Consider the following 13,298-nt stretch of genomic DNA (forward strand, 5'->3'; position numbering starts at 1 on the left):
TCTGGCGGTGGCTGCGCCCGGTTTCCCTCGTGGAGCCGGGCGCTGTCCTGCCAAACGTTCACAAGGCGCAGAAACCATGGCCCATAGATCTGCAGGGGCAGGGGGGCTTGATCGCCGCAGCCTGATCAAGGGCGCGGGGCTTGCGGCGGGGTTATCGCTCGCCCCGGGCACTTCCGCCGCTGCAGCGGCCATGCCTCAAGAGGACGCGGCCTTGTCCACCGATCCCGCCGTCGTCACCGCGCGCACCGCCGCAGGCCTGATCCGGGGCTATCGCCAGGGCGGCGTTCATATGTTCAAGGGCGTGCCTTATGGCGCGCCAACGGGCGGGGCCAACCGCTTCCGCCCGCCCCGGCCACCTGCGCCATGGCAGGGCGCGCGGTCCGCGTTGCACTACGGCCCGATCGCGCCGCAGGACAAGGGCATCGGCCGCTTCCACGATGAGGAAGCTTTCATCTTCCGCTGGAACGATGCCGTGGCGGACGAGGACTGCTTGCGGCTGAACGTCTGGACGCCAGCGCTTGATGCGGGGCGGCGTCCGGTGCTCGTCTGGCTTCATGGGGGTGGTTTCGCGGCGGGGTCGGGCCACGATATCCCGGCCTTCGACGGCGAGAACCTTGCCCGAACCGGCGATGCCGTTGTCGTCACGCTCAATCACCGGCTCAATCTGCTCGGCTTCCTCGATCTCTCCGCATGGGGTCCGGATTTTGCCGAGAGTGGCAATCTCGGCATGCTCGATATCGTAGCCGCGCTGCGCTGGGTGAAGGACAACATCGGCGCGTTTGGCGGCGATGCGGACCGGGTGACGATCTTTGGCCAATCGGGCGGCGGAGCCAAGGTTTCGGCGCTGATGGCGATGCCGGCGGCGCGTGGCCTCTATCACCGCGCGGCGATCCTCAGCGGATCGTTCGCCGGGTTCAATACGCCTGCGCTCAGCGCCCGGCTCAGCGCGCTGCTGCTGGCGGAACTGGGGGTGGGGAGCGGCGAGATCGCCAAGCTACAGGCGCTGCCCTATGCCGACTTGCGCGCGGCGGCAGATCGCGTTGCCGCGCGGATCAACCCGCCCTTCGACGGCTTCGTCGATGTGCGCCGGATTCCGCAGATCCTCGATTATGCGCCGGTGATCGATGGCCGCACGATCCTGGCCGATCCGGCCGGTCCGGCGATACCCGCCACCGATCCGGCGGTTCCGCTTATCATCGGCTCCACGCTCAACGAGTTCGTGACCGGGATCAACCAGCCGGACAGCGACGCCATGGACGAAGCAGCCCTCAGGGCGCGCGTCGAACGGTTCCTGCCCGGCCGCGCCGATGCCGTGATCCGGGCCTTCCGCGCCGCGACTCCCGCCGCAAAGCCGTTTGACCTGTGGTCGCGCATCGCCACCGCGCCGATCCGGCAGGCAGTGATCGATCAGGCCGCGCGCCGCCTTGCCGCAAGAGCGCAGCGCACGCACTTGTTCTGGTTTGCATGGCAGACCCCCGTGCTCGATGGCCGTCCGCGTGCATTCCACTGCCTCGATATTCCGTTCTGGTTCGATAACGCAGCGCGCTGCGCTTCGATGACGGGCGGCGGGCCTGAAGCGCAGGACCTGTCAGCGCGGATGTCGCGCACGCTGGTTGCCTTTGCCGCGGGCGGCGTGCCCGATGGCGCGGGCCTCCCGCCATGGCGCCCGGTTGCGCCCGGCGATTTCCCCTCGCTGCGGCTGGACGCCAGCCCCGCGCTCATTGGCGAGATCGATGCGGCCGAACGCGCCAGCTTGCTCTGAGCGCCCCCATTGGCCGCCCGCAGCGGTCTGTGTAAGCTGCGCTGCGTGCGGCTCGCAGGGTTTTGCCCGGTAGGCGATGTCCGGATACAAAGGGTCACATGGTCAGCGTCAAGAATATCAAGGAGTTTGCCGAACTCGCCGGGGTTTCCACCGCCACCGCTTCGCGCGCGTTGACGGGATCGGGCCGGGTGAGCGAGGAAACGCGCAAGCGCATTGCCGCTCTTGCCGAGAAGCTGGGCTACCAGCCCAATGTCGCCGCGCGCAACTTGCGCACGCAGCGCACCATGACGATCGGCGTGCTGGTGCCGCTGGGGCACGAAGCGCTGCAGCACTTGTCCGATCCGTTCTTCAACACGATGACCGGGTTTCTCGCCGATGCCTTTGCCGAGCGGGGATATGACCTGCTGCTCTCGCGCGTGCTCCCGCGCAACGACCGCTGGATCGATCGGTTCATCGGCAGCGGGCGTGTCGATGGCATTGTCGTGGTCGGCCAATCGGATCAGGTTCATGTGATCGAGACGGTCTCGCGCCGCTATATGCCGATGGTCGTCTGGGGTGGCCATTCGCCGGGCCAGCATCATTGCTCGATCGGTTCGGACAACCGGCTCGGCGGGCGCATGGCGGCGCTGCACCTGATCGAGCGGGGCTGTCGGCGGATTGCCTATGCCGGGCCGGTCGAAGGGAGCGAGTTCGGAGACCGCGTGGAAGGTGCGCGCGGTGCGGTGCAGGAAGCCGGGCTTGATGGCCTGACCGCCATCCCCACGCATTTCGAGCCCGATGCAGCCTACGCTGATTTGCGCCAGAAGCTCGGCGCGCTGCCTGTAATGCCCGACGGGATCGTTGCTGGGTCTGACGTCACCGCGATCAGCGTGATCCGTGCGCTGCGCGATCTGGGCCGCAGTGTGCCCGATGATGTGCGCGTTATCGGGTATGACGGCCTGCCGATCGGGGAGCACATGGCTCCGCCGCTTTCGACGATCGACCAGCAGTTGCGGCACGGTGCGGACTTGATTACCCAGACCCTGCTGCGCCGGATTGCCGGCGAAGAGACGGCCTCCCAGCAAATCGAGCCGCAACTGATCGTGCGCGGTTCGACCTAGCGGACAACTCGCGCCGATGCGCCGTTGAGCGCGATGTGGAAGAACGGGGCGGGGTAACCCGCAAAGTGGGCGCGGCGCTGGGTGGCATCCTCCAGAACTGCCGGATCGGCGAGGCCGGGATAGTCGGCAAATCCGATTACCGAGAGATCGTCCAGCACCCACCAGCTGTATTCCTGCGCAGGCGCTTCGGCGGGGGTCGCCGCGACGAGACCCGATCCGTTGAGCAAGGTGAACGGCCCGAGCGGCGATGGCGCTACGGCGCCGTAAAGACCGCTCGGCGCGGGCGGGGCTTCGTCTGCAAAGACTTTGGCCTGGGTGGACCAGAACAGGTAGTAGCGGCCCGCCACGCAGCGCATGTGCGGACGTTCCAGCTCGTTGTTGAGGCCTGACGCGTCGATCACCGGCCGGCGCAGCCGCCAGCTGCCCGCCGGATCAGCCTCAGCCACGCCGATGACCCCTGTCCAGCGCGAGGCGGCGCGGGCGGAAGACCCGGTGAAGAACAGATAGGCCTGCCCCGTTGCCGGATCGCGGAACCAGGCGGGGTCTCGAAAGCCCAGGATCTCCCCTGCGCGCCCCTCGGTCTGGTTCGCGGGGAGGTAGTGCTGGCCATCTGCGACAATCGATTCCGCAAGTGCGCTCCAGTGGGACAAGTTGAACGCACCATCCGCGTGGGCGAAGCGGCAGCTGGCCTGAAACAGGCGCTGTTCGAAGCTGGGGCTGGAAAGCCCTCGGCGCCCTGCTGCAGTGAAAAAGACCGTGAGCGACGAGCCAGCCGAATCCAGCACGGCCGAGCCGGACCATTCGCGGCTTCCGGGGGTGAAGTCTTCGGGAAAGACCGGACCGTGCAGGGTCCAGACACCGTCCTTCCCGGACAGGAGATGGATGCGCGCGACGGCATGGCGTTCATCCGGATCTGCAGCTGCCGGCGCGGCCAGCACCATCCATAGCGATGCGCCGTCAAAGCGCGGAAGACAGCCATCCGGATACTCGACCGGCCACATGTCCCAGAGGTCATGGCCGGCGATCCGCGCAGCCACTTCACGCGTGAACGCCGGGATCGTGTTGTCCGGCCCCTGATCAAGCAGGGCAAGATCGGCCGAGGTCCAGCGCCGGTCGAAAACGCTGGATCGCGAGGCTGGCGCTGCATCAGGGTTCTTGACCTTCGGTGCCGTCATCAAATGTCCCTCATGCTGCCGCCCCGCAAGCCATCCCGCCCGCAAATCCTTGCAAACAGGCGCTTCCCCGAAAATGCCGACCAGAAACGTGCTGGCCATGCCGTAGCGGGCAGTGTAAGAAAGAGCAATCGATTACGCAATGATCAGTTTGCCGTGCCTGGCCATTCTCCTCAAGCCGCGCTCTGCACAATGTGCCGGTGGCGCGGTGGGCAGCTTCGCTTCATGATGATTGCGCGAGGCACCGGTGCCCGCACGCCGGGGAGCGGGCACGCAACAAGGAATGGGAGAGTGCCATGGATGGGCCAGTCAACCGCAGGCAAGTGCTGCTCGGGAGCGGTGCGCTGCTGATGCCCGCGCCCGCCTTGGCTGCACGCGCCGCACTCCGGATCCCGGCCGGCGGCGGTCCGCTCCCGCCCGAATGGACCGCAGCAGAGACCATCGCCTTGTGGGCTGCAGCGCCGCCCGGTGCGCCCGTCACGCCCCCGGTTCGCTCCGCCACGCTTGATCCGGCCTTCATCACCGGCGTCGCCCGGCCTGAGCTCAGGGTGTTCCGCCCGGCGCAGAGCAAGAGCAATGGTCGGGCGCTGCTGGTGATTCCGGGCGGCGCCTACACCTTCATCTCGATCCGCAACGAAGGAACCGATGTCGCCCGCGTGATGACCGCGCGCGGCTACACGGTGTTCGTGCTTGTCTATCGTCTACCGGGCGAAGGCTGGGCCAACCGTTCCGACGTGCCGTTGCAAGACGCGCAGCGGGCCATGCGCGTGATCCGCTTTGGCGCTGCGGGTTTCGGGATTGATCCGGCGACAGTCGCGGTTCTTGGTTTTTCCGCAGGGGGGCACCTTGCGGCTTCGCTGATCACCGCCGCCGCCGAACCGGTCTATGCCCCGCGTGATGCAGCCGATGCGCTCGATGCGCGCCCCTGCTGTGCGGGCCTGATCTATCCGGTGATTGCCGCGACGCCGCCGCACACCCATCTGCTTTCGGCGCAGCGCCTGCTGGGGCCTCAGCCCACGGAAGAGGCGATTGTCCGCCGATCACCCGCACGCCATGTCGATATGGCGACACCGCCGACATTCCTCGTCCATGCGATTGATGACGAGGCTGTGCCCTACGAGAACACGATGCTGTTCATCGACGCGCTGCGAGCGGCGCGGCGCCCGGCGGAACTGCATCTTTTCGAGGAAGGCGGGCATGGCTTCGGCATCGGTCCGGTGAATGCCCCAGCCGGTCAATGGCCAGCCCTTTTCGCGGCGTTTCTCGACCGCCATGGCTCACAGCTTGCAGCCTGAGTGCGCTGGGTGGCGCACAGCGATTGGTGTTGCGCACCGGGTTCTGGGAAGCAGCAAAGGTATCCGGCAGTCGCTGTGGGATTGCAAAGCCTGTGAATCGTAAATGCCAAGCAAATAACTGAAATATATAAACATTGAACTTGAAAGTGCGTGTTGTTTGCCTCCGAGTTGCGAGCAGAGTGATTTGTATTTCGCGACAGCCTTTTTCCGACGTAAGCAATTGAAGATAAATAATAATACTTTCGGAGTGAAGTTGAGGCGCGGAGAATTGAGGCGAAGCAGCCATTAAGAACGGGGTGCTTGAAGGTCTGCTTTTGGATGAAGCAGTCGCTCCTGGTAAGTGTTTCAAGGCTGCAAATGGGCTTGTATCAGGCGACTTCATGACTTGAACTCGATCCCTCACCGACGTACATTGATGGCAGCTTCGGGAGTTTTCGAAATGATCCAGCGTCACCGCTAAGGCGGCAATGAGCACGATTGCGGAGTGATCCGCTGGCTGGACTCCTGATTTTCGAGAACATCATGCAAAGATTGAAGAACAAGACGTGCGTCGTCACTGGCGCTGCGCGTGGTATTGGTCGCGCTATTGCGGCGCGTTTCCATGACGAAGGCGCCGTGGTCATCGTCACTGACATTGATGCGACTGCGGGCGCTGCAACTGCCGCTGAAATTGGCTGTCGGTTCGAACCTCTCGACGTGCGCGAAGAGGCTGGCTGGTTGCGGATGGCCAGGATTATTCCTGCGGCCGATGTAGTGGTCAACAATGCCGGCGTAACAGGGTTCGAAGGAGGCATGGCGCCCCACGATCCCGAAAACGCCAGCCTTGCAGATTGGAGGGAGGTTCACCGCGTAAACCTTGACGGGACGTTCCTTGGCTGCCGCTATGCAATCGGCGCGATGAAGGAATCGGGGACTGGATCGATCATCAACATTTCCTCGCGTTCGGGTCTGGTCGGCATTCCTGGTGCCGCTGCCTATGCCTCGTCCAAGGCGGCGATCCGCAATCACAGCAAGACGGTCGCGCTCTATTGCGCACAGCAAGGCTGGCGGATCCGCTGCAACTCGGTTCACCCGGCTGCCATCCTTACTCCAATTTGGGAGCCGATGCTGGGAAATGGTCCCGACCGGGATGCCAAGATGAAGGCGTTTGTAGCGGACACGCCGCTGAAGCGGTTCGGCATGCCAGAAGAGGTCGCTGCCATCGTCGTGACACTTGCTTCGGATGAAGCGACCTATGTTACCGGGACAGAAGTGAACATCGATGGCGGGCTGCTCGCAGGCTCGGCAGCTTCTCCTGGTTGATCGCAGTAGCGGGCGCGATCAATCGCGCCCGCTCCCCTCTTTGCATACAGGAACGGCCAACGAGACCACCTGCCCGCGACCAACGAGGGTGGTGGCGATCTTCATTCTACCGAGCGCTGCACTTCAGTGAGCCGCTCGGCAGACTTCGTGGCAAGGGGTGCCGCCTTCAGTCCGACCAAAGGCCTGAGCCAGTTCACCCGCCGCGCGATCTCGTAGGTCAGTGCGCAGCCGAACACCGTTGTCAGCAGGATCACGCCGAATGCCAGTTCCGGCTGCGCCCCGGCTTGCTTCAGCTAGAACCCCGCCGCGACGATGATGGTCTGATGCGCGATGTAATAGGGAAAGATAGCCTCGGTCAGATAGCGCCGCACCGGGCCATCATAGTGCAGGCGCGTCTGGGCGAGACCAAGCAGTCCCAGGATCATGCTCCACGCCAGAATGGCGCGTGAGAGAGCGCGGGCGGTCTCCCATGCGAACGTTCCGTCGCTCAGCCCGTGCAGGGCGAACATGCTTGCGCAGCCCAGCGCTGCACCGCCGAGCAGCACGCGCCAGTGATGCAGGATGACCTCCCATGCGTCTTCCGAACGCGCCAGCCCCACGCCGAAGAAGAAGGCGAAACCGTAGATGGCATGGGCGTAGGGATCATCGACAAGCGCAGCCGCCGCTTTGGCCGTGGTGCGTCAAATGGGGTATGACTGGAAGACTGTCAGAGGAATGGAATACTGGGCTTTCAAGGGTGTGAAGCGCTCCAGCCTGGACGAGGGACATTCGGCCATGGAATTGGACGATGAGCCAGACATAACCGTCGCAATTCCAACCGAAGTAGCCGGCCCGCCTATCAATTCCTGAAGCCATGGCAGGCCTACTTTCGAGCGGTCAGAACAAGCCCTTGCTGCCAATCGTTTGTAATGCGCCCATTGCGTCAGTTCCGCGAAATTTGAGTCACGGCTCATGCAATCCGGCCGTTGCATGCAGGTAAATTGGTCGGGGAGACAAGATTCGAACTTGCGACCCTCTGCTCCCAAAGCAGATGCGCTACCAGGCTGCGCTACTCCCCGACCGGGCCCCCCTAGAACATGCGGTGGCGGTGCGGCAAGGCGCAATCGAGTTTCCCGCTACCGTTCGGGAATAGGGAGCCTTGGTATTTCCCCTTAGTACTGGCATATTCTATAACAGTTCCGCCCCGGGGGCAAAGTGGCGGACGAGCGGGAGCAGGTCGGTCTATGGCGGAGTTTTTCAAGCGACTGCGGTGTCTGGTTGGCAAGCATTCGCCGTCGCGGCGTTCGGTGCGGTATGAAGGGCATCTCAAGATCGGGCCTTGCAAGCATTGCGGCCGGGAGCTCGAGAAGGGCGGGGATGGGCGCTGGGTCACCCGCCACCTGATCAGCGGCGCCGGCAAGCCCAAGGTCATCGACGAGGATTGAGCAGGGTGGTTGACCTTCAGGGGGCGCGCGCCCAATTGGCTAGCGGGTAATACCGACACCTGAGCCAAGAGGAGCGATCATGACCACCTGGACTTCCACCGACCCCATGACCGGCGATGTGCTGTGGCAGGGTGAGGATGCGAACGTCGATGCTGCGGTCTTGGCAGCCCGCGCGGCGCAGGGCGGCTGGGCACTGCGCCCGCTGGCGGAACGCATCGCTATTGCAGAGCGGTATGCCGAAGTGGTGAAGGCGCATGCCGAGGATTTTGCCCGGGTCATTGCGCGCGAGACGGGCAAGCCCCTGTGGGAGGCCCGCACCGAAGTCGGCACCGTGGCGGCGAAAGTTGCCATTTCGATCACTGCGCAGGCCGAGCGAGCCGGTGAGCGGTTCGGCGAGGCCGCCGGGGTGCCGCAGGCGCTGCGGCACAAGCCGCATGGCGTGCTGGCGGTGCTGGGCCCCTACAATTTCCCCGCGCACTTGCCCAATGGCCATATCGTGCCGGCGCTGTTGGCGGGCAACGCCGTGGTGTTCAAGCCCTCCGAACTGACCCCGGCCTCGGGCGCTTATATGGCAGGTCTGTGGGCCGAGGCGGGCCTGCCCGAAGGCGTACTGGTGGTGACGCAGGGCCGCGCCGATACCGGCCGCGCGCTGGCCGCCCATCCAGAGCTCGACGGGCTGCTGTTCACGGGATCCTCGAACACCGGCCTCGCGCTGCATCAGGCCTTTGCCGCGCGGCCGGACCGCATCCTCGCGATCGAGACCGGCGGCAACAATCCGCTGATTGCATGGGACATTGCGGAAGGTGACGTGGACGCGGCGGCCTCGCTGGTGCTGCAATCGGCGTTCCTTTCGGCAGGCCAGCGCTGCACCTGCGCGCGGCGGCTGATCGTGGGGCCGGACGGCGATGCGCTGATCGCTGCGGTTTCTGCCATGGCCGACCGGATCATCGCGGGCGGGCCGTTCGACGAACCGGCGCCGTTCATGGGCCCGGTGGTCGATATGTACGCTGCGGCCCGAGTTGAGCAGGCGTGGGACGCGCTGGTGGCGATGGGCGGAGAGGTGATCCGCCCGCTGGTGCGCCTGCGCGAAGACACACCGCTGCTTTCGCCCGCGATGATCGACGTGACCGGCCTTGCCGTGCCCGACGAGGAAATCTTCGGCCCCGTGCTGCAGGTGATCCGCGTGGCCGATTTCGATGCAGCGATGGCGGCGGCCAACGCGACGCGCTTCGGACTTGCCGCCAGCCTGATCGGCGGCGACGAGGCGCTCTACCGCAGGTTCTGGGCCGCTTCGCGTGCCGGGGTCGTCAACTGGAACCGTCCGACCAACGGCGCGGCGTCCTCCGCTCCGTTCGGCGGCGTGGGGATTTCGGGCAATCACCGCCCGAGCGCCTATTACGCGGCGGATTATTGCGCGTGGCCGGTGGCAAGTCTGGAAAGCCCGGCGATCGCCGCCGCAGCGCTGACGGGGCTGCGCGGTTAGCACCAAAATCCGGAGTGAGAAGGACGCTGCGAGCACACCTCAAGCGCACTTCAGGTTGGTGGGCCCGGCAGGATTCGAACCCGCGACCTAGCCGTTATGAGCGGCCAGCTCTAACCGCTGAGCTACAGGCCCACCTTGATCGTCCGGTTAATGCGCTGCCGGGCGAATGGCAAGCGCGGCTCAGACCTCTACGCCTGCGATGATATCGGCCACGCCGGCAGGACGGATCTGGCGCTGCTTGAGGTAGGTGAAAACCGCGCGCCACCAGTCGTAAAGCTGATCGAGGCCGTCCTCATCGCGCACGTAGGGCGTGAGGCCGGGGCGCAGCGAGGGGCTGTGGAAGGAAAATACGAGGACCGGCAGGCCTTCGTCGAGTGCGATGTCGATACCCTTGATCGCTTCCTCGATGCTCACCCCTTCCGGGGTCAGCGGGATGCGTTCGAGCATCGCCATGCGTGCAAGCAGGCCGCGCAGCTTGGGCATGCGCCACAGCAGGGGATAGAGCATCGGGCCCTGCTGGCGCAGCATGCCCCAGAACACGGTGGTCAGCGGCAGCTCCATCAGACCGCCGGGCTTGTCGACCCACCACGGCATAACCGGGTGCTCGGTGAAGTTGGGGCCGCCGGTGGAGCTGTAATCGAAGCGGGCGCGGACCGAGGTATCGATCGCGAGCCCGGCTTGCGAGAGGATCCCGGCACTGGCAGGCCCCACGCCATACCGGCCGGCGCGGTAGATCAGCGGGGCCTTGCCGAAGGCGCGCTCGATCGTGTCCTTCAGCGTGTTGAACTTCGCCGCTTCCAGCTCCGGCGCAAGATTGCCCGCGTAGCTGTTGAAGACGTTCACTTCCTCGTCGTGCGGCGGGCTGACCCAGGGATGGAGCTGGACGCCGATTTCGGCACGCCCGGCAGCAACGGCCTCACCCAGCGCATCGACCGCGGCGGGATCGGTCGCGATCGGGTAGTCGATCAGGTAAATCGGGGCGACGCCCACACCTTCGCAAAACTGCTGAAAGCGGGCGAGGCGCGGAACGTGGCTGAGCCCGTGGCCGGTGCGGCCGAGCGGCTGTGTCCAGTCGAACTCTTCCTCGGTATCCACGGTGACGATGAAGCGCTGGCCGAAAGCCGGCGCGAAGCGCACGTGCTGCCTCGCACCCGGCACGTCGAGAATGTTCGGCTGAGCCACGCCTGCCACGGTTCCCTTAGCCGGTCTGGTTACCGACGATGCCCTTGTGGCTAGGTGTATGGCGTGCCGTGGTCAAGAGCGGGAGAGTTACATCCACACTTGCCTCTTCGCGCACCATGAGGCCGCTGGCCGCGCGTAGCTCCGCCCCGCACAGGCGCAGCGCAAAACTGCTGCCGAGCATGCCGCCTGGGCTGGCGAGGCTATCGGCGACGAGCGGCGCGCCCTCGCTCGCGGCAGCGAGCGAGGCGGGAAACGGGAGCCGCAGGCGCACCGCATAGCCCTGCGGGCCGGCGCCGACGCTGAGCGAAAGGGCCATGCGCTCACCCGGTGCCGCAGCGCTCGCGATCAGGGACAGCAGGCGCCAGAGCGTGCGCTCGAGCTCGTCCGGCGGCACTGCGACGGGCAGCGGACCATCGGGGAGATCGTGTGATAGCACCACTTCGCGCGGGGCGAGCAGGGGATCGAGCTGGGCGATCAGCCGGGTGAGCAGCGCGACAAGATCGGTCTCGCCCTCGGCTGCTGCGCCAGCGGGGGCAGGGGCGGTTTCGAGCAGGGCGAGCCGCTCCACATCTTCGAACCCCGCCAGCATGCGGGCGGCATCCGAAGCGATGCCGGCGGCAAGGCTGCGGTACTGGTGCGGCGTGGGGCCGAGCAGCTGCTGCTGGATCAGTTCGGCAAAGCCCTGGATCGCATTGATGGGCGTTCGCAGTTCATGCAGCATTTGCCGCAGCCGATCCGTGCTGCGCTGCGCTGCATCGTCGGTAGCGGTGGACGGGGCAGCGACAGGGGGCGCGGGTGGGCGGCGCAGGCGGGCATTCCAGCCGAGGAAATGCCCGCTATCGGGAGCGAAGCCTGGAACGGCATCGATGCGCCATGGCCCTGCGACAGGGGCAGGCCCTTCGAGTTCCAGTCGGCCGCCGATCACCGGCAGGCGCGCCCGCGCCGCGCCGAGCGTGCCGGGATCGCAGGCGACCGGAGCATCGGGATCGGCGGCAAAGGGGCGCAGCCCCACGAGTGCAGCGGCGAAGGGCGCAGCGGCGAGTGGCGTGCTGGCGGCGATCACCGTGCCGTCGGTATCGAGCGCGATGTCGATCGCGGTAATGGCGGGCGGCGCCGGGGGTGGCTCATCCGCGAAGGGCAGGCGGCTCTGCATCGCAGCCTGCGCGCCGATGCCTTCGACCGGGGCGCCGGCCGGAAGATCGCGCGCGCGGCGGAAGGCCTCGATGCGGGCGATGATCGCACCGATGCCCTCACCCGCCTGAGGGGGCACTCCCTCACTCATCGGCGGGACGGCTGCGATCGGCGGGAGCGGCACGAGGCGCACTGCAGGCTCCTGCTGCTGTGCGAAACCGGGCGGGAGGGGCAGCGCGAAATCGGTCACGCCCAGCCGGGCCAGTAACCTTTCCACCTCGGGCCCCAGATCGCGGCGATGGCGCAGGAACCCGCGCGCCTGCACCGGAAGATCGGGAATAAGCTGGAGCCAATCCCGATCCGTGAGGCGGGCCGAGATCATCGCGGCCAGTGCCACTTTGGGACCGGCTTCGGCAAAATGTTCGACAAGGATTGGTGAACGCAGGCCTGCAGCGGCAATAAGGGATGCACTCGCAGGTTCGCCCAGCATCGCAGTGATCGAATCAAGCCGGGTGAGCGCGGCGACATGCTGCTCGGTCCACCGCTCGGCCGGGGTGCGGCCGAGGATGTCCAGCAACTGGCGCATTTGCGTGGCGACCGCACCCGGCCCGGCCGCGACAGTGCGCAGCACGGTTTCGAGGCGATCGTCGACAATCATGCGTTCTCCAAGCAGAGGGCAACACGCGCCGGCGCGCCCGTGGTGGTTACCGGGACCCTAACAAAATGTAGGTGGGCTGGAAGGGGTCTGTTGATTGCGTTGCATTGTGGGACGATTGCGATATTAAACAACAAAATTATCGACAGCAGCCGCACAAGGTGTGGAAAGTTACCAAGATTGGCCGGACAGCCCTTTGCATGCAGCCTAAAGTGCGGGTGTGGCAAGGGGCGGAGTTAACCAATTGATCCGAACACGATGCATCCGAGCGCACGCAGGATAAACAGAGAACCATGGCAACTCTCGACGGGATCGATCGGCGTCTGCTCGCCGAATTGCAGGATGAAGGACGAGTGACCAATGTCGAGCTGGCGCAGCGCGTCGGCCTGACCGCGCCGCCCTGCCTGCGGCGAGTGCGCGCGCTTGAGGAAGCGGGCGTGATTCGCGGCTATCATGCCGAGCTCGATCCTTCCAAGCTGGGCTTTGCGATCACCGTTTTCGCGTTGGTGAGCCTGAAGAGCCAGGCCGAGGAATCGCTGCGCCAGTTCGAGGAGCACATGCGCACCCTGCCCGAAGTGCGCGAGTGCCACATGCTCAACGGCGAGATCGATTTCATCCTCAAGATCGTGAGCCGCGATCTGCAGAGCTTCCAGGAATTCCTCACCAGCAAGCTGACGCCCGCGCCCAACGTGGCGAGCGTGAAGACCTCGCTGACGATCCGCACGGCCAAACAGCTGCCGGGTGTGCCGCTGGACGATTGAGCAGCGCGGGGGCCTCCCCACGCAGCCTGCA

The 13,298-nt window shown here is 65.6% G+C and carries 12 protein-coding genes and 2 tRNA genes; 7 read left to right on the forward strand and 7 right to left on the reverse strand.

What is annotated here, in order from left to right; genetic code table 11:
• Positions 1-76 precede the first annotated feature (76 nt).
• Positions 77-1,762 (forward strand): carboxylesterase/lipase family protein, encoded by a 1,686-nt coding sequence (locus ACO06X_RS17215; protein ID WP_421837415.1) that lies wholly within the window; start codon positions 77-79, stop codon positions 1,760-1,762.
• A gap of 98 nt (positions 1,763-1,860) precedes the next feature.
• Entirely contained in the window at positions 1,861-2,862 is a 1,002-nt protein-coding gene (locus ACO06X_RS17220; protein ID WP_421837416.1) for a LacI family DNA-binding transcriptional regulator, read from the forward strand.
• On the opposite strand, the gene ACO06X_RS17225 is transcribed toward ACO06X_RS17220, so the two are convergent.
• Positions 2,859-4,037: a glycoside hydrolase family 68 protein gene (locus ACO06X_RS17225; protein ID WP_421837417.1), complete on the reverse strand. Its 1,179-nt coding sequence runs from the start codon at positions 4,035-4,037 to the stop codon at positions 2,859-2,861. The genes ACO06X_RS17220 and ACO06X_RS17225 overlap by 4 nt on opposite strands.
• Positions 4,038-4,330: 293 nt before the next feature.
• Between ACO06X_RS17225 and ACO06X_RS17230 the strand changes: the two genes are divergently transcribed.
• Positions 4,331-5,329, forward strand: coding sequence for an alpha/beta hydrolase (locus ACO06X_RS17230; protein WP_421837418.1), 999 nt, complete (start codon positions 4,331-4,333; stop codon positions 5,327-5,329).
• 522 nt (positions 5,330-5,851) lie between these two features.
• A complete protein-coding gene (locus ACO06X_RS17235; protein WP_421839940.1) occupies positions 5,852-6,631 on the forward strand; it encodes an SDR family oxidoreductase in 780 nt (259 codons plus the stop codon).
• Positions 6,632-6,732: 101 nt separating this feature from the next.
• On the opposite strand, the gene ACO06X_RS17240 is transcribed toward ACO06X_RS17235, so the two are convergent.
• From ACO06X_RS17240 to ACO06X_RS17250, 3 genes are all read right to left on the reverse strand, one after another.
• Positions 6,733-6,885, reverse strand: a complete 153-nt coding sequence (locus ACO06X_RS17240; RefSeq protein WP_421837419.1) for a hypothetical protein — start codon at positions 6,883-6,885, stop codon at positions 6,733-6,735.
• Between the two features lie 39 nt (positions 6,886-6,924).
• Complete coding sequence (locus tag ACO06X_RS17245; protein WP_421837420.1) at positions 6,925-7,230, reverse strand: hypothetical protein; 306 nt, start codon at positions 7,228-7,230, stop codon at positions 6,925-6,927.
• 382 nt (positions 7,231-7,612) lie between these two features.
• Positions 7,613-7,689 (reverse strand) — tRNA-Pro (locus ACO06X_RS17250).
• 165 nt (positions 7,690-7,854) lie between these two features.
• On the opposite strand from ACO06X_RS17250, the gene ACO06X_RS17255 reads away from it, so the two are divergent.
• Positions 7,855-8,055, forward strand: coding sequence for a hypothetical protein (locus tag ACO06X_RS17255; RefSeq protein WP_421837421.1), 201 nt, complete (start codon positions 7,855-7,857; stop codon positions 8,053-8,055).
• A gap of 79 nt (positions 8,056-8,134) precedes the next feature.
• Entirely contained in the window at positions 8,135-9,538 is a 1,404-nt protein-coding gene (gene astD, locus ACO06X_RS17260; RefSeq protein WP_421837422.1) for a succinylglutamate-semialdehyde dehydrogenase, read from the forward strand.
• Positions 9,539-9,594: 56 nt separating this feature from the next.
• On the opposite strand, the gene ACO06X_RS17265 is transcribed toward astD, so the two are convergent.
• The 3 genes from ACO06X_RS17265 to ACO06X_RS17275 all read right to left on the reverse strand — a co-directional run bounded on the left by ACO06X_RS17265 (position 9,595) and on the right by ACO06X_RS17275 (position 12,509).
• A tRNA-Ile gene (locus ACO06X_RS17265) sits at positions 9,595-9,670 on the reverse strand.
• A 48-nt stretch (positions 9,671-9,718) separates the two neighbouring features.
• A complete protein-coding gene (locus ACO06X_RS17270) occupies positions 9,719-10,720 on the reverse strand; it encodes a polysaccharide deacetylase family protein (RefSeq protein WP_421837423.1) in 1,002 nt (333 codons plus the stop codon).
• A 16-nt stretch (positions 10,721-10,736) separates the two neighbouring features.
• The gene (locus tag ACO06X_RS17275; RefSeq protein WP_421837424.1) at positions 10,737-12,509 is read right to left on the reverse strand and encodes a sensor histidine kinase; all 1,773 of its coding nucleotides are present in this window, start codon (positions 12,507-12,509) and stop codon (positions 10,737-10,739) included.
• Positions 12,510-12,799: 290 nt separating this feature from the next.
• Here ACO06X_RS17275 and ACO06X_RS17280 point away from each other — a divergent pair, with 290 nt between their 5' ends.
• Entirely contained in the window at positions 12,800-13,267 is a 468-nt protein-coding gene (locus ACO06X_RS17280) for an Lrp/AsnC family transcriptional regulator (protein WP_054122293.1), read from the forward strand.
• The last annotated feature ends 31 nt before the right edge of the window (positions 13,268-13,298 follow it).

Source organism: Novosphingobium sp. (genome assembly GCF_965229225.1).
Classification (GTDB): Bacteria; Pseudomonadota; Alphaproteobacteria; order Sphingomonadales; family Sphingomonadaceae; genus Novosphingobium.